General features: G+C 47.0%; 20 protein-coding genes and 1 riboswitch. Of the genes, 7 read left to right on the top strand and 13 right to left on the bottom strand.

Features of this window, described 5'->3' with window-relative positions:
- Positions 1-232: 232 nt before the first annotated feature.
- From M3191_RS16185 to M3191_RS16170, 4 genes are all read right to left on the bottom strand, one after another.
- Positions 233-1240 carry an anti-sigma factor domain-containing protein gene (locus tag M3191_RS16185; RefSeq protein WP_251701406.1) on the bottom strand — a complete coding sequence of 336 codons (1008 nt, stop codon included), beginning with the start codon at positions 1238-1240 and terminating at the stop codon, positions 233-235.
- Positions 1237-1986, bottom strand: a complete 750-nt coding sequence (sigI, locus tag M3191_RS16180) for an RNA polymerase sigma-I factor (RefSeq protein WP_251701405.1) — start codon at positions 1984-1986, stop codon at positions 1237-1239. Before sigI ends, M3191_RS16185 begins: the two co-directional genes overlap by 4 nt.
- An 84-nt stretch (positions 1987-2070) precedes the next feature.
- Positions 2071-2817, bottom strand: coding sequence for a hypothetical protein (locus M3191_RS16175; RefSeq protein ID WP_251701404.1), 747 nt, complete (start codon positions 2815-2817; stop codon positions 2071-2073).
- 216 nt (positions 2818-3033) lie between these two features.
- A complete protein-coding gene (locus tag M3191_RS16170; protein WP_251701403.1) occupies positions 3034-4320 on the bottom strand; it encodes an MFS transporter in 1287 nt (428 codons plus the stop codon).
- A 129-nt stretch (positions 4321-4449) separates the two neighbouring features.
- Here M3191_RS16170 and M3191_RS16165 point away from each other — a divergent pair, with 129 nt between their 5' ends.
- Positions 4450-4647: a small, acid-soluble spore protein tlp gene (locus M3191_RS16165; RefSeq protein ID WP_251701402.1), complete on the top strand. Its 198-nt coding sequence runs from the start codon at positions 4450-4452 to the stop codon at positions 4645-4647.
- 64 nt (positions 4648-4711) lie between these two features.
- On the opposite strand, the gene M3191_RS16160 is transcribed toward M3191_RS16165, so the two are convergent.
- Entirely contained in the window at positions 4712-6268 is a 1557-nt protein-coding gene (locus M3191_RS16160) for an ABC-F family ATP-binding cassette domain-containing protein (RefSeq protein ID WP_251701401.1), read from the bottom strand.
- Between the two features lie 235 nt (positions 6269-6503).
- Positions 6504-7019, bottom strand: coding sequence for a hypothetical protein (locus tag M3191_RS16155; protein WP_251701400.1), 516 nt, complete (start codon positions 7017-7019; stop codon positions 6504-6506).
- A 115-nt stretch (positions 7020-7134) separates the two neighbouring features.
- Positions 7135-7234: riboswitch (purine riboswitch) on the top strand.
- A gap of 36 nt (positions 7235-7270) precedes the next feature.
- On the opposite strand from M3191_RS16155, the gene M3191_RS16150 reads away from it, so the two are divergent.
- Positions 7271-8440 carry an MFS transporter gene (locus M3191_RS16150; RefSeq protein ID WP_251701399.1) on the top strand — a complete coding sequence of 390 codons (1170 nt, stop codon included), beginning with the start codon at positions 7271-7273 and terminating at the stop codon, positions 8438-8440.
- A 110-nt stretch (positions 8441-8550) separates the two neighbouring features.
- Here M3191_RS16150 and M3191_RS16145 read toward each other — a convergent pair whose 3' ends face one another.
- From M3191_RS16145 to cysK, 4 genes are all read right to left on the bottom strand, one after another.
- Positions 8551-9534: an ABC transporter substrate-binding protein gene (locus M3191_RS16145; RefSeq protein ID WP_251701398.1), complete on the bottom strand. Its 984-nt coding sequence runs from the start codon at positions 9532-9534 to the stop codon at positions 8551-8553.
- Positions 9535-9557: 23 nt separating this feature from the next.
- Positions 9558-10310 carry an ABC transporter permease gene (locus M3191_RS16140; protein WP_251701397.1) on the bottom strand — a complete coding sequence of 251 codons (753 nt, stop codon included), beginning with the start codon at positions 10308-10310 and terminating at the stop codon, positions 9558-9560.
- Positions 10243-11085: an ABC transporter ATP-binding protein gene (locus M3191_RS16135; RefSeq protein WP_251701396.1), complete on the bottom strand. Its 843-nt coding sequence runs from the start codon at positions 11083-11085 to the stop codon at positions 10243-10245. The genes M3191_RS16140 and M3191_RS16135 overlap by 68 nt, the downstream gene beginning before the upstream one ends.
- A 66-nt stretch (positions 11086-11151) precedes the next feature.
- Entirely contained in the window at positions 11152-12093 is a 942-nt protein-coding gene (gene cysK / locus M3191_RS16130) for a cysteine synthase A (RefSeq protein ID WP_251701395.1), read from the bottom strand.
- Between the two features lie 142 nt (positions 12094-12235).
- Between cysK and M3191_RS16125 the strand changes: the two genes are divergently transcribed.
- A complete protein-coding gene (locus tag M3191_RS16125) occupies positions 12236-13009 on the top strand; it encodes a DUF2268 domain-containing protein (protein WP_251701394.1) in 774 nt (257 codons plus the stop codon).
- Between the two features lie 92 nt (positions 13010-13101).
- The gene (locus M3191_RS16120; protein ID WP_251701393.1) at positions 13102-13395 is read left to right on the top strand and encodes a hypothetical protein; all 294 of its coding nucleotides are present in this window, start codon (positions 13102-13104) and stop codon (positions 13393-13395) included.
- 55 nt (positions 13396-13450) lie between these two features.
- On the opposite strand, the gene M3191_RS16115 is transcribed toward M3191_RS16120, so the two are convergent.
- Positions 13451-14839: an MATE family efflux transporter gene (locus M3191_RS16115; protein WP_251701392.1), complete on the bottom strand. Its 1389-nt coding sequence runs from the start codon at positions 14837-14839 to the stop codon at positions 13451-13453.
- Between the two features lie 178 nt (positions 14840-15017).
- On the opposite strand from M3191_RS16115, the gene M3191_RS16110 reads away from it, so the two are divergent.
- Complete coding sequence (locus M3191_RS16110) at positions 15018-16115, top strand: DUF2325 domain-containing protein (protein WP_251701391.1); 1098 nt, start codon at positions 15018-15020, stop codon at positions 16113-16115.
- 208 nt (positions 16116-16323) lie between these two features.
- Here M3191_RS16110 and M3191_RS16105 read toward each other — a convergent pair whose 3' ends face one another.
- Complete coding sequence (locus M3191_RS16105) at positions 16324-18048, bottom strand: sulfate adenylyltransferase (RefSeq protein WP_251701390.1); 1725 nt, start codon at positions 18046-18048, stop codon at positions 16324-16326.
- A 313-nt stretch (positions 18049-18361) separates the two neighbouring features.
- On the opposite strand from M3191_RS16105, the gene brnQ reads away from it, so the two are divergent.
- Positions 18362-19678 carry a branched-chain amino acid transport system II carrier protein gene (gene brnQ, locus M3191_RS16100; RefSeq protein WP_251701389.1) on the top strand — a complete coding sequence of 439 codons (1317 nt, stop codon included), beginning with the start codon at positions 18362-18364 and terminating at the stop codon, positions 19676-19678.
- 41 nt (positions 19679-19719) lie between these two features.
- Here the strand turns inward: brnQ and M3191_RS16095 are convergent, their stop codons facing one another.
- Complete coding sequence (locus M3191_RS16095) at positions 19720-20088, bottom strand: spore germination protein GerW family protein (protein WP_251701388.1); 369 nt, start codon at positions 20086-20088, stop codon at positions 19720-19722.
- Positions 20089-20233: 145 nt separating this feature from the next.
- Here M3191_RS16095 and M3191_RS16090 point away from each other — a divergent pair, with 145 nt between their 5' ends.
- Entirely contained in the window at positions 20234-21454 is a 1221-nt protein-coding gene (locus tag M3191_RS16090) for a dicarboxylate/amino acid:cation symporter (protein WP_251701387.1), read from the top strand.
- Positions 21455-21492: the final 38 nt, after the last annotated feature.

Here is a 21492-nt window from a genome sequence, read left to right as displayed (position 1 = left end):
CCATATCTAGGTTAAAATTAAGTTGGGCCATTTTCCATTCCTCCAAATGTTTATCGTGGTTGAAAACATTTTATCACAGGGGATGGAAAAGGCCTTTTCCTATTTACACAATTATATGGACTCAATCGCTTTGGGCGAGGAGTGACTCGCTTTTGGCGCGAGCCACAATTTACGAACTAGCAAGAATAGGCTGCTGCAGATTGTCAGTAAAAACTGATGATCTGCAACAGCCTCATTTGTTATTTTGCGGATTCTGTTTGTTATTATTTGATGGATTTTCCTTATGTTGTTTTGCAGGTGGCCCTTGATTGTCTTTACTTTTTTTATCGACCGATGACGAATGAGGCGGTGGACCTTGCTGATCCGCATGAGGCGGCACCTTTTCACTTCGCCCTTTGTCCGGTTTGTTCTTAGACTTCTCTGCAGGCGGACCTTGTTGATCTTCCGATTTATGTGGACGACCCTTTTCCTTCTTCTGTTCTTGCGAATGCACAGGAGGAACGGTATCCTTCTTCGGTTTTTGCAAAGCATCTTTTTGCGGCTGAACGGGTTTCTTCTCACCCGGATTCCCATTCTTTACAGGATGCTTTTTCTTTTTACTCTCGATCGATTTGAATTGATGGATCGACATGTTCTTCTTGTTTGCCACTTTTCTTTCCTCTGGCGAACTTTCCGCAATTTCCAAGGTTATTTCTTCATGCTTGCCGCGGACTTCCTGCACGGCGTCACCAATCAGCTGACGCGTCTCCTGTGCCCTTTCACGGGTTGGATAGATGGTCGTAATACTTACCTGCTTGTTGTCGTTCCCCGTTAATTCCAACACGGCTATGTCCAATACGGCTTGGATGGGCTGCCCCTTCCATGCTGATAGGCGATCCTCTTCATTCCGCTTATCCTTTAAATATCGCAAGGAAATGACGTGTCCTTCCCGGTCTACGCCAAACTCCATCGCCGTGCCTGCATCCAGTTGTACGTACGCCATCACTTTTTCATTCAACGGAATTAATGAAGACAGAATGAAAAATAGTACAGCCGCTGCAACCAGTACAGCTCCGACGAACCGCGGCTTCGCCTTTCTTCTGGCAATAAAAGATGGAGCAACGAGCGTGAACTCAGCCTCCTCTCCAACTTCAGGAGGGTCCCCAACCGGAACTCCGCGCAGAAATTCGCCTTTCTCCGTCAGGAACACCATATATGTAGTTTTCTTTTCGCAAACAACGCCTCTATATGTCCGCATCATATGAGTTCCCCTTTGACGTATTCCTTTAAGTATGTAAAATTGTGGTTCAGCAGCAAGGTAACCGCAATGATGTATTTCCGATTTCGCTCGATTGTTTTTCGAGAAACTTCAACAATATGCTCTAACTGCTTGATTGGCAGTCTTTTACTTTCAATGAGATGCTCATAAAATTCTGGCGTCTCCGCTATGATCTGGGCGATTTGAAATGCGGTCTTTCGAGAATCGGCATGTTTCGGTGATACTGCAGCCAGCTCGCGAAATGATAAGCCATATTCGGCCAACAACCTGCTGTATTCAGCCATCTCTTCCCGACGTTCTGCCGCTTGCCGCTCTTCCGAATAGGTAAAGAACGACGATTTGTCAAATGCGTATTCACAGGTCTTTGCATCCCCATCATCGTCTATGGATAGAAGGACGTTCGCATTCCTCACCGCTTCTTTTCGGATATGATCGATCAGCCTCCGCTTCATGATCAAGTGAGCAAATGTCGTAAGCGATGCTTTTTCTTCAGGATCGTATATCAAAACCGCCTCGTGAAATCCGACCATCGCAATACTGAATTCCTCATCACTCTCGTCAATAAATCGATCACATACGAAAGAAGCCGTCTTTTTCATGAACGGAGTAAATGCGATAAGAAGATCGTTCATGACCTTCTCATCGCCAGTCTTCGCCTTCCATACAAGCTCATTCAATGCTGTATCAGACTTCTTGTTGAAAATCCCTTGTATGATGGACAAAAGCATGTATACCCCTCCGTTCCCATCAATTCCAATTGCTATGATTCTAATGGGTGCAACGGAAAATGGAAAGCGTTAAACTTTGGTAAATTAGTTTTTCTTCTCTTTTTTCTCTTGTTTTTCAAGTTCTTTTGCAGCTTTACGCGCTTCCTTCAATGCTTCGCGTTCAGCTTTTTGAGCGGCTTTCAATGTCTCTTTTTGCTCTTTATGCTTTGCATTCAATTCAGCCTGAGGATTTTTCGCTTTTACTTTAGCCGGCTTTTCTTCTTGTGCTGGTGCTTTGTCCGCAACTTGCTTTTCTTTCGCTGGTTCTTCAACTTTAGGCGTTTCTTCAGTTGCCGGCGCTGTTTCCTTCACTTCTTCTTTAGGAGCTTCCACTACTGGCTGCTTGCTTTCCCATTTTGCAATGGAGCGCTCCATATTGCGTTTGATCGCCGCCTTTGCAGTTGGACTTCCAGCTTGCTCATACGCTTTCGCAAGTGCAGCAAGATTTCCTGCTGTATAGCCTTCTGGAATTTCCGGAAGTTCGTTTTTATCTGATTCAGCTGCTTTTTCTTTTTCGGCTCCTGATGTTCCATCTTCTTTGTCAGTTTCTGTCGTTGCATTTTCTTGGTCCATTATAGTAGCAGTGACATTATTCGTCTCCTTGTCATCTGTTTCCACGACTTCCCTTACCGGGCTAACCGCTGATTCCTCTACTTTGTTGTCTTCGTTAAGTTGTTTAAGATTGACAATCTCCGTCACTTTTCCGCCATCAGCAAGCGCATAGCTTGTCCCGCCAATTGTCAATCCTGCGATTAGTAGTGCTGCACCTGTTTTTTTCCATCTGTTTTTCATAAATAAATCACCTCGTCAATTTTTTGCCCTTTTGTCGGACATACTAGTTATTCGACGATGCTTGTCGTTTTGTGGGGGTCGGAAATAAAAAAAGACAGGCAACCGAAAATTTTGGTCGCCTGCTTCATTATTCTCTTGACAATTATCTGCTCGTAACGCTGCGCTTTTACTCGCAAAAAGCCATTGCTCGTAACGCTGTTACTCGCATAAGCCTTTCTATGTGACGGTTTTCACCGCTTCCTTGCTTCTCCCTCTAACATGAACCCAAATAATTACTGGAATGAGCAGCAACGATAAATACATTCCGACGAAGCCCAATATGGCATAGCTCGAATTGGCAACAATAATGCCTGACAGCAAGCTGCCCGCCGTTCCGGAAATGGCCACCCATACGTCGACAGAACCTTGCGTTTTTGCACGGGTTTTTATATCCGTTGAATCAATGATGATTGCAGTTCCACTAATCAACCCGAAGTTCCAGCCGAGTCCAAGCAAGATAAGTGCAAATGTAAGCCAGAAGAGGGATTCTGTTGGCGCAAAGGCAGCCATCAATCCGGCGATGGAAAGTGTAATGCCTGAAGCAATGACCATAAACGTACGTCCCAGTTTATCAACTAAAATTCCAGTACCGAGGGACGGCAAATACATCGCCGCAATATGGAATCCGATGACCATCCCGACTGCCGACAATCCGTTTCCATGGTTTTGCATATGGACAGGCGTCATCGTCATGACGGCGACCATGACGAAATGCGACAAGATCAGCACAGCCGCTCCTGCTAAAACCCCTGCACGATTCGCTTTGTGTTCCACTACCTTACGTGCATCTTTCTTTTCCAGCTCCTGTTTCTCTTGCTCAGCAGCAATTGCTTTCGCTACAAGAAACGGATCAGGTCTTAAAAAAACAAGAAACGTCAACCCTGCTAGTAAATACGCGACTGCTGCCAAGATGAACGGTCCAGCTAAAGCTGGGATTCCGAGAGCTAGCGCGACTTCCCCCATTGGCTCCACAAGATTAGGGCCAGCGACCGCTCCGAATGTCGTTGATACCATCGCGATACTAATCGCTGTTGCACGCTGTTTTTCATTCGCCAAATCCGTCCCGGCATAGCGCGCTTGAAGATTCGTCGAAGTCCCTGCACCATAGATGAATAATGAAACGAACAATAAAAACACATTGTCCATAGTTGCGGCAAGTATGACGCCGATTGCTCCAATTCCACCAGCGATGAAGCCGAGTGAAAGACCGTTCCGGCGACCAGACTTTTGGGAAATGCGACCGACCAAAAAGGCGGCGAGCGCAGATCCGAGTGTAAACAAAGCCGCAGGTACTCCCGCATAGCTTTCCCCGCCAAGCATTTCCTTCGCAAGGAGTGCACCGACAGTTACCCCCGCCGCTAGGCCAGCTCCGCCAAAAATTTGCGACATAATGACCACGAGTAATGATCGCTTATATAGCTGCCGCTGTGCTTCAGGTGAATGAACCACTTGCTCCAATTCCATCAACTTCCGCCCCCGTTCTTTGATAAAGGTATTATATATAACAATTTACAATTATGCGAGATGACTAGGTTATACATAATTATGAGTCGTATGGAAAAACTATGTGATTGAATGAAAGGAGGAATTCAGATGCCAGGAATCACACCACGACCGAATGATCCAGCCGATAAGGAAGAGCGGTTGAATAAGACGGTCAGCAATCAGTTTGCTGCGAATCAAGCGGCAAAAACAGCAGAAGGCGCAGAGTTAGCTTCCATTAAAGCAAAGAATGCACGCCGCGAAGAGATTATCGATGAATTGACAGAGGAACTTAATAGGGGTAAATAAGTAACTGGAAATATGAAAAAGGGCACCCGGACGATAAAAAAATCGCTCGGGTGCCTTTTTGTCATTAAAACATTTTGGTCGTCCAATTTTCCCCGTTCCACACATCCGTAACGACGCCTTCATAGAAATCAGGCTCATGTGAAATAAGTAAAACACTGCCCTTATACTCCTTCAACGCGCGTTTCAATTCAGCTTTCGCATCGACGTCGAGGTGGTTCGTCGGTTCATCAAGGACGAGCAGATTCGTTTCCCGGTTGATGAGCTTGCAGAGGCGTACTTTCGCCCGTTCTCCCCCGCTCAGCACTTTCACCTTGCTCTCGATATGCTTCGTCGTCAAACCGCATCGCGCCAACGCTGCGCGCACTTCATACTGCGTGAAATGCGGGAATTCGTCCCACACCTCTTCTAAACAAGTGCGATTTGATTCCGTCTTCATCTCCTGCTCGAAATAGCCAATTTCAAGATGGTCGCCAAGTTCCACTGATCCTGCTAGAGAAGGAATTTCGCCGAGGATGCTGCGCAAAAGCGTCGTCTTCCCGATTCCGTTCGCACCTGACAACGCGATTTTCTGCCCGCGCTCCATCGTCAGATCGAGCTCCCTAGACAGCGGCTCATCATAACCGATTACGAGGCCTTTCGTTTCGAATAAATAACGACCCGGTGTACGGGCAAGCTTGAAATCGAATTGCGGCTTCGGCTTTTCCGCATCGAGTTCAATGATATCCATCTTGTCGAGCTTCTTCTGACGTGACATCGCCATACGGCTCGTCGCGGCATTCGCTTTATTGCGCGCAACAAAGTCCTTCAAGTTGGCGATTTCCTTCTGCTGCTTTTTAAAAGCCGCTTCCACTTGTTGCTTCTTCATTTCATGTACACGCAGAAACTCATCGTAATCCCCTGCGTACCGCGTGACCTGCTGATTTTCCATATGATAAATCAAGTTAATGACGCTGTTCAGGAACGGAACATCATGCGATATGAGGATGAACGCATTCTCATAGTTCTGCAAATAAGTGCGCAACCACTCGATATGCTCAACGTCCAAAAAGTTTGTCGGCTCGTCTAGGAGCAGGATATCCGGCTTTTCAAGGAGCAGCTTGCCGAGCAATACTTTCGTACGCTGCCCACCGCTCAGATCATGAACGTCGCGCTCCAGCCCGAATTCATCCAAGCCTAGTCCGTTCGCCACTTCATCGACTTTCGAATCAATGATGTAAAAGTCGTTATTCGTCAGCTCATCCTGCATCTGCCCCGTTTCCTCGAGCAGCTTCTCGAGCTCATCCGCGTCGACTTCACCCATCTTCGCAAAAAGGACATTCATTTCCGCTTCCAGATCATAGAGATATTGAAACGCCGTCCGGAGCACATCACGGATACTCATCCCTTGCTGCAGCACGACATGCTGATCCAAATAACCGACCCGAACCCGCTTCGCCCACGCAACTGTTCCCGCATCCGGCTCAAGCTTTCGGGTGATGATATTCATGAACGTCGATTTCCCCTCGCCATTCGCACCGATAAGTCCGATATGCTCGCCTTGCAATAAACGGAACGACACATCGTCGAAAATCGCCCGATCCCCGAACCCGTGACTTAAATTACTTACTGTCAATAAACTCATATATTGTACACCTTTTCCTTCTATCAAAATAAATTACCTTAAAAACGCATAAAACCGTAGAAGTACGCATAATTCTTCGCATACGCGCATAAAACGCTCTAAAAGCTCATAATACGATTTTCCGACGCATAAATCGCGAAAAGCACGCATAAACGCTCGCGCATTCATCCAGCTGTCCTCCATTATATAGCGATTTCCCTTCTCGGGATAGAGCATATCCAAAAGTTTTTCACGCTCAAACGGCATGCAGTACGCGAAGCGCCATAAGAACACTATGCAGAAAGTCCGGTATCTCCCGCATATTTTCCTCATTTATTTTCGTCCTGAATTTCACTTCGATGTTGTTCGAGAAGCCGTTTCGCTCCTCCCCGTACAGGAAACTCAATGTTTGAGTGACGAGCACTTCATTTTCCCATATATCGCTCAACGCCTCTTCAATTTGAGGGCATTGCTCCACCTCCTGTTGGACATGCTTTTGGAAGCGCAATGTCAATGAACATCCGGGATTTCCCCCGGGAATTCCCATTATTTCATCCGCCAAATCCTGTAAAGCTGCCTCCAGAATGATTTCAGCTGATACATCCTCTACATCGAAAAGCGTAAATTGCAAAGTGAATTTCCTTGCAAGGATAGCAAAATCCATTTGATCCGATCGGTTGATGATCCTTATTTCACGCTCGATCGTATCGAGATCATATAGTTGGTTTTCAAATGCAACTTTAAGATTTTCAAATACTGTCGGATCGTACAAATTAATTCCTCCAAAAAGTTGATATGCCATTACTTTCAATGTAACCATTTTTCGTTCGGAAAAGGAAATTTTTCTTGATAAAATCCCTAAACCATGTTAGATTGATGAATGGAAAATTTCATACGTTTGATATATATGTATAACCTCAATAATATGGATTGAGGGTCTCTACCAGGAACCATTAACTCCTGACTACAAAGGAACTCACTTTGCAGTCGGGATTTTTTTTATTTTTCAGAGGAGGATTTTGCATGAACTTTAGAGTATTCATCATTGCCATATCAACGATTACAGTCGGCCTCGTTGAATTGATCGTCGGTGGCATTTTGCCGATTATCGCGGATGATTTGAACGTTTCAATCGGAACGGCCGGGCAGCTCATAACGGTTTACGCGCTCGTGTTTGCCATTGCCGGTCCGGTTTTATTATCGTTGACCGCGAAATTTGAAAGGAAAAAGCTGTATTTGTTTTCAATGACTGTCTTTTTCATCGGAAACATTTTGACCTATTTCAGTCCTACTTTCACATTCTTGATGATCGCCCGTGTCATCACCGCGTTGAGTGCAGCGCTACTCATCGTCCTTTCCTTGACGATTACCGCGCGGATCGTCGATGTTCCTCATCGTGCAAAAGCGCTCGGTTATATTTTCATGGGGCTTAGTTCTTCCCTCGTGTTGGGCGTGCCGCTCGGTATACTCATTACGAATGCATTCGGCTGGCGCAGCGTCTTCTTAGGGATTGCTGTCCTTTCGATCGGCGCATTCATTCTTATCTCCATATTCCTTGAGACAATGGAGAGGGGAGACGTTCTGCCGCTTTCCGCGCAAATCAAAGCGCTGGCGAATAAAAAAATCGTCTTTGCCCACTTTGCGATGATGTTCATGTTGGCTGGCCATTATACGGTTTACGCCTACTTTACGCCGTTCTTGGAAACGAAACTGCACCTGAACCAATACTGGATCAGCATCTGCTATTTCCTATTCGGGATAGCGGCAGTTGGTGGCGGAGCATTCGGGGGCAATCTTGCAAACTGGATCGGATCGAAGAAGAGCATTCTTGTCATTATTGGCGCCTTCGCGATCAGTCTTTTCGCGTTGCCCTACTCGACATTCTCTTTACCGTTCTTCATTGTCATCATGATGGTTTGGGGTGCGTTAAGCTGGGCCCTTGCGCCGCCGCTGCAGGATTACATTATCCAAGAGGATCCAGTTACATCTGATATCAATCAGAGCTTTAATAATTCTGCTATACAAGTCGGTATTGCAGTAGGGTCGGGAATTGGCGGTATCGTATTCGGCTATACCGATTCGGTCACGAGCATGCCGACTGTCGGCAGTGGAGTCGTCGTCTTGGCGTTCATATGCGCTGCCGTTTCTATTTCTATGGCTACGGGGAAGGCAAAGCGTATGCGGGAAGCATAAGCCGATTGTTACTAAATGAAATGCAGAGGGATCCCTTTTACCAAATCGGGATCCTCTTTTTATTGCCAAGAAAAACGGAACCCGGCAAACAGGTTCCGTTAGTGCCTATGTCATTTTCCTAACAAATAAGAGAGATCAATCATTCCCTCAATGTCGCTGCTTGTAACATAGCCCGCTTCCTTGCTGATGTCCGCCATTTCCTGGATCACTTGCTCATTCACATCGGTTGTAACTTCAAGCTTCGCGAATGCGGCGGCTGTTTCCTTTTCATTAATTTCCTTGCCCGTCAAATCTTTAATATGCTTAATGACCAAGCTTTGAGCTTCCTCCGGGTTTTGCTGGATGAACTCGACTGCCCGTTTGTGCGCTTTCAAATATGCTTTGGCAAACTCTTTGTTCTTCAAGAACTCATCACTTGCTGCTACGACTGTGTTCGTGGATTCCTTCCCCCATGCAAATTCATCCCAGTCGAGGATCAGCTTGCCGTTCGCTTGCGTTTCAAGGATATTTCCCCACGGTTCTTGTGTGGCCGCAGCATCGACCGAGTTTTGAACGAAGAGTGTCGCAGTATCCGCAGGTGCTGCCGCAAATAATTCGACCGTGCCGCCATTCGATGTCGTTTCAAGATTAACCTCTTTCAACGCTTTTCGAAGCATGACGTCTTGCGTGCTTCCGATAACAGGGATGGCGACTTTTTTGCCATCTAGATCAGCAAGCTCCGAAACGCCACCGCCTTCACTCGCGACAAGCACAGCTCCACCGTTTACCGCTCCTGAAATCAAGCGGAAGCTCGGGTTTTTCACATAGAAGTTAAGCAATGGGCCAGGACCGACTGTACCGACGTCAATCGATTTCGTCGTCATCGCTTCCATGAAGAGACCGCCATTGCTCACCGTTTTCGTTTCGATCTTCACATCGTCCCCGAATTCCTCCGCGAAATAGCCGTTTTCAAGCGCAACAATCGTAGCGATATGCGTCAAATTCGGGAAGTATCCGATTTTCACTGTCTTGCCGCCTGACGAAGAAGAACCGCATGCAGATAGGATCCCCACTACTAAAACCGTCAACACTGTCAAAATCAATGACTTTTTCATTATCCATTTCCCCTTTGTATAGGTCATGCGAGACCCCATTTTTTCTGAACTGAACGCTCCAAACGCATAAACACGACATTGTCCATAATCGTCCCGATTACCGCAATGATGATCATCACGGAGATGACGAGATCCATTTGACCGAGGGACCGCCCTGTCTCCAGCAATTGCCCCAGCCCTCCGCCTGAGCCAAGCAATTCCCCTGCCATCAATGCCCGCCATGAGAATGCCCAAGCAATGCGGAGGCCCGATAGCAGTTGCGGAACGGAGGCCGGCATGATGACGGTGCGAATGAAATGGAGCCCTGTCGAACCGAATGTTTTGGCGACCCGTTGGTATAGCGTCGGCACATTCCGGAATCCGCTCGTTGCACTGACGGTCATCGTCCATGTCGCACCGATCGTCACGATGAACAAGATCGCAAAATCATTCAATCCGAACCAGATGATCGCGAGCGGAAACCAGACGATGCTCGGAATGGACTGCAACGCGGTAACGAGGAAGCCGAGTGTATCCTCGACCAACTTGTAGCGCCAAATGAGATAGCCCATGATGACACCTAAAACGATTGCTATTGCAAACCCGATTAGCAGCCGGCTCATGCTTTTGCCGATCGCCGCTACAATCTGCCCGTTCACGAGACCGTTGAAAAGCGTCTCCAATACTTGTGTCAGTCGGGGAAACATGAAATCCGGCAACACCGAAAGTCTAGATGTGACTTCCCATATCACCGCTATCATTGCGATGAAGATGATTCGTCTTAAAGCTGTAGTCATCACCCATTTCCTCCTTCAACACCTTTTCGATTTCCTCTTCCAATATAGCTAAAATCCGTTGTTCCGTATGCAATGTCACACTATCGGGCAACACGCCGTCCGTCGATGTCGGAACAGGAATGACTTCCTTCACCTTTCCGGGACGTGTGCCGAACACGATCACTTTTTCCGAGAGTAAAACGGCTTCACGGATATTGTGTGTAACGAAAAAGATTGTCACTTTCGTCTTCTTCCATATGTCGATCAATTCTTTATGGAGCACCATCCTCGTTTGTTCATCGAGCGCAGAGAACGGTTCATCCATCAGGAGAATATCCGGTTCCATCACTAACGCCCTCGCAATGGATACCCGTTGCTTCATTCCACCTGACAGCTGATGCGGATAGGAATGGATATAGTTGCTCAGGTGGACCATTTTCAACATATCGATCGCCTTTGCCTCAGCTTCCTGTTTCGGCATTTTCTTCAGCAACAAGCCGTATTTCACATTTTCCAAAACGGTCAACCACGGGAAAAGGCCGGCCTCTTGGAAAACGACAACCCGGTCAGGGCCAGGCTTCTTCACTTCATTCCCGGCAATGCGGATGCTGCCTTTATCCGCCTTCTCCAAGCCTGCAATCATATAGAGGAGCGTCGATTTGCCGCATCCGGAAGGACCGACGATGGAGACGAAGCTCCCTTTTTCCATACTTATATCAATATGGTCGAGCACTTGGACCTGCTCTTTTCTTTCATTGAGAAAACTCTTCTCGATTCCATCGATTGTTACATACATTTGTCTGCACCTCGACTTCCCTTATTCGTTTAGTCGGAATTAATGTTATGAAAACGGAGAGGACTATTATTCCTCTCCTTCGTAATCAAATAAATCACTCGACAAATACCGTTCACCATTATCGGGTGCAATGCAGACTACAGTATCTTCCGGGGTTAACCGTTTCGCCACTTGCATCGCAGCGTAGACGGAAGCCCCTCCGCTCGGTCCGAGCAGCACTCCTTCACGCGCGGCCAACTCACGGACCGTTTGATAGGCTTCCTCGTCTTCAATCTTGAAAATCTCATCATAGACGGATGTATTTAGTATTGATGGAATGAACCCTGGACTTGTTCCGACAAGTTTGTGCTTCCCAGGCTTTCCGCCGGATAGGACGGGAGACCCCGCCGGTTCTGCTATATGCACTGTAACCGTGCTATCGTATCCCTTCAAATATTCACCGGTCCCTGTAACGGTGCCGCCCGTTCCCGCCGTACAGACGAAAGCGGTCAGTTTGCGGTTCAACGATTCCATCGCCCGGATGATTTCCGGTCCTGTCGTATGCCGGTGAATATCCGGGTTCGCTTCATTTTCAAATTGCATCGGAATGAAGCTGTTCGGAATTCCCGCCGCAATTTCCTCCGCCTTTTGAATGGCTCCCGGCATTTTCAAATCACTTGGCGTCAATACAACCGTTGCACCGTATGCTTTTAAAATATTGATCCTTTCGAGTGTCGAGGAGTCCGGCATGACGATAATCGTCTTATACCCTCTCGCTGCGGCGCTCATCGCAATTCCGATTCCAGTATTTCCGGATGTCGGTTCAATGATTGTATCTCCAGGTTGTAATAAACCTGCCTTTTCCGCTTCGATTATCATATTGTATGCCGCCCGGTCTTTTACGCTTCTGCTCGGATTAAAATATTCGAGTTTCACATAGACGTCAGCACCCTGTTGATCGGGAAGGCGATTTAATCGTACTAAAGGGGTTTCGCCGATCAATTCAGCGATATTATTCACTACTCGCAAGTCGTTCAGCTCCTTCTCGTATCATGGTTTAATTGATTATAGCAGATTAATCCCTATAATACATAGTAATTTAGTAGACTTTCGACACGAAATCAATTCTATTCTGTCTAGAATATGATACTTCAAAAAGAGGTGCCGCAGTATGACTGTCGTTCGGACTGACAAATGGATTGAAGAATCGGGTGGAGATCCGTCCGAAATTTGCGCGAGATTATCCCGGTACTTCCCCGCTGCTTCCACTAAGGAAATTCAGCGTCACTTAACGCAGTTCGGAATGTACATCTCCGCAAAACAAGGTAGTGCGCTTACGAAGAAACTACAAACGAATAACGCATGGGACATTTCTTCGAATGAATTTAAGCTGCTGCGCAGCAAATGGAATGGCCCTTCCGTCCCTGTCTTCATCTTCCCATCGGATTCAGACAATAAAGTTCTGGCTAGCGAATTCAACGGGAAATCGGGGTTAGCTTTTGCAGATAAGATTTTTTTATTTATTTCGCCCAATAATACGGAAACAGAAATCAAGGCGATATTGACGCATGAATACAACCATGTATGCCGCCTGAATCTGTTTCCTAAGCGAGAAGAAGACTGTACGCTGGTAGATACGATCATCCTGGAGGGGTTGGCGGAAGTTGCTGTCGCGGAACGATTCGGCGAAGATTCCACCTCTTCCTGGACTTCACTGTATTCAGACCGACAGTTGGCCAGGTTCTGGAAAGATTTCGTTTATCCGAATAGGATGCATCGCAAAAATAGCAAAATCCATGATAAAGTGCTTTATGGTTTGGGCCGCTATCCACATATGGCAGGGTATGCGGTCGGCTATTATGTCGTCCGGAATTTCTTGAAGAGTACGGACTATCATGCAGAAGACTTATTATCCCTCCCGTCAACAGAAATTGCGCGGCTATAAAGGGCGCAGATGCACCGGTGTGTTTGTCCCCCCTGAAGAAAAATCCTTCACATATGATGTATTATGTTGAATCGAAATGGGGTGACAACACGATGTCAGTTCAAAACTATCATGCTTTGTGCAGCAGGCATACCGGAAGAGCGGTCGTCATCGGAACGAGAGATGGACGAACACATAGAGGGATCATACAAGGTGTCAGAGGCAATCAAGTTTTTTTAGAACCATTCGGCCGCCAAAGAAATTTGGGCGGATTCGGATACGGATTTAGATACGGATACGGCTACGGAGGACGTGGATTCGGCTTTGGGCGTGGGTTCGCTTTCGGTGCAGGCATTGCACTCGGATCAATCGTAACCTTTGCGCTACTCCCTTTTTTCTTCTTTTGATGGTAATAGAGCAGGCCTCTCACTATGGATCTAGTGAGAGGCCTGCTTTTTTTATTCAAACAGTTTCGGGTTTCGGTTCAATTTCAGATACAGGTTCAACAAGCGCGTACCTTTCCCACGCCCTGCTTTTCCATCGGAGCGACATGACAATCGCGCGCACCCATTCATCCATGATGACGGCGAGCCATACGCCGACAAGTCCGAGGTCAAGGACGAACACAAAGAAATAGCCGACCGGAAGACTCATCATGACCATCGAGATGGCTCCCATCATAACAGGGAATTTCGCGTCGCCCGATGCCCGGAGCGAATTGATGATGACCATATTGAACGTCCGGCCGGTTTCGAGTAAACATGATAACAGCAAGACAGAAGCACCGAGCTGGATGATCTGCTCATTTTCAGTGAACAGGCGCATGAGCGGATAACGGAACGTCATGACGAGCGCCACCAACACAACCGTACAGACGAGCGCACGCTTCAGAGATGCCCAAACTTGCCGGTATACTTCATCCTTCTCGCCGCTTCCGACGAGACGGCCGACGATGATTGATGTCCCGAGACCTATCGCGAGCGCAAACAAATAACTGAACATCGAAATATTCGTCGCATATTGTCTCGCGGCAAGCGCCTCCGTACCTAGGAAAGTGACATAGTAGAGGAAAATGATTTGGCACGCCTGGTACAGAATCTGTTCGAACGCTGAAGGTAGCCCGATATTCAAAATCTTTTTAACATATTCCTTCGACCACGTAATGTAATAACGGAATTCAATGCGGTATTCAAGCACCCGATACAGCAGCCAAATAAAGACGAACATTGCGATCACCCGGCTGCCGACAGATGAAATCGCTGCCCCTTGTACGCCTAAAGCAGGCATCCCGAACTTCCCGAAAATGAGCGCATAGTTCCCGATGACGTGGATAATGTTCATGCCGAGAGAAACGAACATCGTCTGTTTCGTAAACCCGTGCACACGAATGACTGCCGCGAGCGAATTGATGACAGCCTGCAGGAAAATCCCTCCGCCGACGATAATCAAATACGCTTCCGCATGGGCAAGGACGTCCCCCTGCAAATTCATCGCATTCATCATGCGGCTCGTGAATAGAATGAACACACCACTAATTCCTAATCCGACAAGCAGATTCAAAGACACGGCGATAGCAGAAATCTTCGACGCTTCAATATAACGCCTCGACCCTAAATACTGCGAGACAACGATTGCTGCACCGTTTCCGACAACTTCCAAGACTAGGATGGCGATCATCACGTACTGATTCGCAGCCCCGACGCCCGATACCGCATCATCGGACAACGCGCTCAACATGAATGTATCCGCCAACCCCATCAACATGAACAAAAATATTTCAAGAAAAATCGGCCACGTCAGATGAAACAAATTGAGTTTCTTCTCCGGGCCGTTGGCTGCAACTGCTGCCATCTATTTATCGCCTTCATTTCTATTTAAGATCTTCAAAACAGGAAATAGCTTACCATGAAAATAGATATTTTCACAATGAGTTTGCTTGATATTTTTTTAAATAGTTATGTAGACATCACATAATCCTAATCGGTATGTTTGGAATATTGAGTTATAATAATTGAAAGGAGTTGAATAAATGAAACAGATCTCAAACGAATTAATTAGTTGCATCAATCAAATGACAGATGAAAATGTTGCGGAGACGAGGGAACGCGTTAATAAGTTATTTGATTTCATCGAACTGTCCCTGACATTATGGGGCGCCATTCCAACAATCGATGCTTCAATAGAGCTGGCAAAGAAGGAACCGGAAGCAATACGTATTTCACCGAGTGAAACATCCCAGAGAATGATCGTCACGAGCAGTACTGACGCAGAAAACCTGGGTACTCCTATGGAAAGAAAGCTAAAAGGAGGGATTTTAAAAGGAAAGCAAGGAGATATATACGTCCCGGAAAAGATTGTGAGGATGCATGGGTTCGAACATGGGGATTATATAGAGGCAATCGGGGATAGTTTAAAAGATTTAGTGTTTATTAAACGAAAAAACAGTGTGATAAAGGATGAAAGCAATCGGATTGAAATCGATTATTGTGTTCTTAAAAAAACGTCTGATGGATTATTAGTTGCAGATCAAACAATTGCAGATGGAAAGCTGACGAGAATAAAACTCGATGGCGAGTCCCCTTATCAATTTTTAATTAGCCAAAGAGATATTGATACGTATAGTTTGAAAGACGGAAGCGTGGTGGCGATTGCTTACCATGAGTCCGATCCCTTATCGTTCCGTGTCGTCTGGTGTTACCCGGAACGCACGAGTGAACCAGCGAGGCCCGAACCGAAACCATCTAGTTTTTATAAAGATAGTACAGCTAAAAAGGAAAATATGTGGACCGATATTGAATTGAACTTATTAAAAGATAAAAAAATAGTTATTATCGGCGCGGATTTCAGAAGCGCGGATTTCATGCCACTTGCGGAAAACGGAAACTTTTCATTGGATATTTTCAGTGGGGATGAGAGCAGGAACCGTATCAAAGCCGCTGTTAAAAATATGGACTTGATCATTTCAGCAAGCGAGCATTCATCGCACCGCAGCAGCGGATTGGCGAAGGAATGCGCTAAAAAATATAAAATCCCATTCCGCGCGGCGCCTACTAGTCAATCATCAATAAAAAAAGCGATGATCCATGGAATCAAGGAATCCTATATACCATTTCATTCATTTTTTTAGGAGAGTGTTGGAGACTGGAAGGTCCGGTTTCCAGTACTTTTTTTATTTGCTGGGGGCTTATAAAGGAAAGTGATCATAAATCACGGCAAGTGATCATAAATCACAACAAGTGATCATAAATCTCGGCAAGTGATCATAAATCACATTATTAACGTGAAAAAGCTTTCCACCTATTAGCGGAAAGCTTTTTCTCTCATTTAAAAACGACTTATTTTCCTTCCTCCGGTTCATCGCTGCCGCGGTAGCGCTTATACGGCAAGACATTCCACGTCCTATAGTCGAAATCGGCCGCGCGAAGCACTTTTGGAATATCTCCGAGAATCTTCTTCGCCACTTCCAATTCCCTCAGCGATTCCTCTTTATCCTGATACATGAATTCATCCGAAGCGGTCTCCGGCGCTTGCTTCACTTTCTCTTCCAAGTCCTGGATGACCATCCGTTGCTGTGTCTGCAACGAATCCCTTGCGTCCATCACCCATTCAGGCTGCATGCCCCGGTTTGTGTCACCTACGCTCGAATACTCCTCGAAGATCTCCTGATAGATCCGGTCGGCATTCGCACGGACGTCCAGATTCACCATTTCGAGATCATCATTCGTCAATTCATCGACAGTCAAAGGCGATTTCCGCTTCCGTCCCCCAAGCCTTGTACGCTCCAAATAGAACGGGAACATGCTCTTAATAACCTTTCCTACTGGCGAGATAGCGCTTTCAGATTCATCGAGACCTTTCGGTTGAACGCCTTGGATTGCAATCCGTGCAGATTCCGGACGGACGATTTCCTTCGGTGGCATGATGCCGTGGCGAAGCATTTCCCGGATGCCCGTTCCAGAAATATTGATCCGGTATTGATTGTCATGCGGGCAAGACTGCTCTGTCGCGGGTGCGTCACAACGCGTGCAGTAGAACACCTCGTGGAAAAGCCGAATGTCGATTCCGAGCTCCTCCGGTTTGAATTGATCAAAAATGGTATGGCTCGCATATTTATCGTAATAATCGCCGATCCCCGCATGATCCCGTCCGATGAGTGCATGTGTGCACCCGTAATTTTTCATGATAAGTGCGTGCAGCACCGTCTCCCGCGGACCGGCAAAAATATACGTCACCCGCAAAGGCGCAAGGATGGACCGACCTTTTGGATAATACGTATCCAGCACGCTTCTATACGATAGCATCCTGAATTCATGGCGCGTATATTCACGTTTCGCCATCTCGACCAACGGCTGAAGGAGCAAACCGTCGATTTCTTCCAATGCATTTTTATGGATGTATTCATGTCCGCGGTGCAAAGGATTCGCCCCTGTAATGAACCCTGCAGCGGAACGGAATTTCTTCACTTCATAGAATTCATGCCAAGTATCTTTCGGTTCGAGACGCAGCTTCTCGAATGGCCCCCAGTCAACCCGCTGCAATAACTGGATCGGGCCGCCGAGCGCTACATCTCCCATCCTCCTATAAATCGCATCCACACCTGGATGGTTCCGATCTGTTGTGCCAAATAGATGGGAAGCACGGTACTCTTTATCGTATGCAAAAATATCGTCAATACGTAAAATCGCCACTGGCTCGTTCTGTTCATCGCAAAGTGCCACTTCGTCCCCCACGGAAAGCGTTTCGATGATTTCCTTGTTGCGGTTGCCGATCGGCGCGAAGCTTAGTGGAACCGGCCAAACCGTTCCATTCGCCAAACGTCCTTCAGTCAACACAGACTTATAATCCACTTCATTCATGAACCCTTCATTCGGAGACAAGACGCCTGTCGCAATCATTTCAAGCGTGATGACCGCTTCCAAATCCACCATGATGGAAGGAAGCAATCTGGCCCTTTCCAGCTCCTCTTCCCTTTCCGTCCCCGTCAATACTTTGTCCACCAGTTTTCCCCCGTGAGGCTGTTGAGGATAGTTGGCAAACCGATTTTCTGTAACGTTTAACATCCCATTTCCTCTCCATTCCAATTCAATTTAATAAAGTAATACTCTCTTCTGAATAATAACATACTTTTAAACTTGTATATAGATTATTATCAGAAATTAATAATTCTTCTCTTTTTGACGAATATCTGTAAAAAATGCGGCATGAGTATGGTAAAATCGTTGAATGGCGTTTTTTGATGTTTTATGCGTCATTATTTACATTTATGGACTTATTGAGGGATTTATGCGTAATTGTTATGATTTATGCGGATATAATGCCACTTATACGTGTCTAGCGCAATTTATGCGCTTTTGAATGTTGGAGGGAAAGGTTATGAAAGATTTTTCAAGTAAAGAGACACTGAAGTTAGGATTATTGATGTTTGCGCTATTTTTCGGCGCAGGCAATATGATATTTCCGCCGCTTCTCGGACAGTTGGCAGGAGAAAATATATGGATTACGATTGCAGGATTTCTGATCACCGGTGTCGGCCTTCCCTTTCTAGGTATTGTTGCGATTGCCATGACCGGCAGCCAGTTGAAGGATCTTGCGGGCAAGGCGCATCCATTGTTCGGATTTGTTTTCGCGATAGTTGTCTATTTGGCGCTCGGTCCATTTTTCGGCGTACCGCGCACAGCAACGGTTTCGTTTGAAATGGGAATGGCTCCTTTCATTTCCGATTCAGCGGAAAAGATGGGTTTGGTTTTATTCACAGTCGTCTTTTTCGCGGTTACCGCCTGGCTTTCGTTGAAGCCGAATAAATTGGTCGACCGTTTCGGAAATGTGCTCACCCCTGTTCTCCTCGCACTCGTCGCTTTCATCGTCACGGTCGGCATTATCAAACCGGCCGGAACGAGCGGCCCGCCACAGAAGCAGTACATCCAGAATCCTTTCATCAATGGGTTCATTGAAGGATATTTGACGATGGATGCGATTGCTGCGCTTGTGTTCGGCATCATCGTCATTAATGCAATTAAGGCAAGGGGCATTTCGGACCGGAAAACGATTACTGCGATTACGATGAAATCCGGTTTCATCGCGGTAACCGGACTTTGTCTCGTTTACATCGGCCTCGCCTATCTCGGCACAACGAGTCGACTTGTCGCACCGAATGCGGCAAACGGCGGCGAGATTTTAACACAGCTCGCCTATTCGCTACTTGGAACGCCCGGACAAGTCTTGCTTGGTCTGGCTGTACTCCTTGCTTGCCTGACAACATCCGTCGGTCTCGCTTCTTCATGTGCCGCCTTTTTCTCGGATACATTTCCAAAGCTGTCGTATCGGTTCGTGGTGCTGATCATCTGCATTTTCAGTGCGTTCATTGCGAACATCGGGCTTACGCAATTAATCGAGCTTACATTGCCAGTTCTCATCGGGGTTTACCCGCTGGCGATCGTCTTGATTACAATCAGCTTCTTCCATAACTGGTTCAACGGCCACCGGGAAGTGTATCTCTTCGCACTGGCTGCGGCTGGATTTATCGGTTTTTTCGATATGCTGAAGGCGTTCGGCCTGCCGATCGCTCCGGTTGCAGATGTGCTCCGTCACTTGCCCCTTTACGAAGAAGGGATCGGTTGGATACTCCCAGCCATTGTGTTCGCTGTAATCGGCTTCGTAATCGCTTCGGTCCGGAAGGGCGCAGGGCAATAGGAATGAATAAAGGACTCCCGCCTGCTGGGAGTCCTTTTCATTCACCGTTTTTTACTTGATTTCTTTCCTAAGAAGAAAAACAGACCCGATAACAACATCATAACGATGATTCGCCTACCGCTGCGAGTCGATTTGAATGTAACTCGTTCAGGTGTAATTTCATAGACACCTACGGGGCTGATTCTAAATCCTCCACCGCCGCCGTTATTGCCTGCGTTATCGCCTCCTCCTCCAAAACCGTATTGCAGCTTCGCAACAGGAACTACTTTCGTCAGACCGACTTCGATTGGATCTCCGAATACAAGCGAGACATCCTTATTATCAGCAAACTTCTGGAACAATGTTTTGACGGGCGTCTCGACAAATTCCTTCCGTTCAGCAGTATCGACTTGTTCTTGCAACTGCACCATCGTTCATCCCTCCTTTCCTACTCTTTCGACATATGGACGCTACTTCCCTTTTCAGAAGCATGTATTTTGACACACCGACCACACTGTATTAACGTGGAATTCAGAATTCCTTCAATACTCGCAGTTCTGAAAAGGAGGCGGCGTGATGAAAAGCATTTTCAAATCATATTTACGTGCTTCATTAATACTGAAAATTTCGGTTGCCTTAGTTCTCGGAATTGCCGCAGGTTTCCTATTAGGGGAACAAGCTGCAATCCTGGCACCGCTCGGCGATCTGCTTCTCCGTCTGCTCACCTTCCTGATCATCCCACTCATTTTATTCACACTCATCGTAGGGATAAATCAGACAAACATTGCCAACTTAGGACGTATGGGCAGCAAGGTTTTCATCTATTACACAGTCACTTCGGCGCTTGCCATCGTCGCCGGCCTGCTCGTCGCCAGCATTTTGCGGCCAGGCAGGGGAATGCATCTCACTGGCAATGAATCATTCGACGTTCCGGACAATCCAGGCATCGTACAAGTACTCCTCAATATCGTGCCGTCCAATATCGTCACCGCTTTCACGGAAATGAATCTGCTCGGCATCATTTTTACAGCGCTCGCTTTCGGCATTGCGATTTCCGCCATGCGTTCCTCTGAAAAACATGCAGGGTTGGGCGATTCGTTACTGACGACGATTACAGCGTTGAATGAAGCATCCCTCCTTATTTTGAAAGCGATCCTGCAATACGTGCCGATCGGAATTTTCGCGATCATCGCGAATACGGTCGGGAGCCAAGGTATCGATACGCTTCTTTCATTAGGCGGCATGATCGGCGTCTTTTACATTGCGCTACTCGTACATATCATGCTGTATGTCATTCTCCTGCTTCTTTTCGGAATTAAACCCGGGCCATTCTTCAGATATGCACGCACGCCGATGATTACCGCATTTGTCACGCAAAGCAGCACGGGCACATTGCCCCTTACATTAGATGCGGCGAAAAAAATGGGGATTCCAAAAAGCTTATACGGCTTCAGCCTGCCCCTCGGCGCGACCGTCAATATGGATGGCGCCGCAATCCGCATAGCCGTATCCGCTGTATTTGCCGCCAATGTCGCCGGCACCCCGCTCACCATTGCCGATATGGTGATGGTCGTATTGATCGGGACGCTCGCCTCCATCGGGACAGCAGGGGTTCCAGGCGCAGGCATCGTCATGATTGCGACCGTGTTCGTCCAACTCGGCTTGCCGATGGAAGCGGTGGCGTTGCTGACTGCAATTGACGCTTTGATCGGTATGGGGGCAACCGCAGTGAACGTCACTGGCGACCTCGTCGGGACAAGATTGATTGATCAGCATGAAAAAAGAAGGAAAATATGAAAAAGCCAAGCATCGGGTTATCCGTCCGATACTTGGCT

The sequence above is a fragment of the Sporosarcina luteola genome (assembly GCF_023715535.1).
GTDB classification, from domain to species: domain Bacteria; phylum Bacillota; class Bacilli; order Bacillales_A; family Planococcaceae; genus Sporosarcina; species Sporosarcina luteola_B.
Note: the sequence above shows the minus strand (reverse complement) of the source record. Positions and strands in the feature narration are given on the sequence as shown.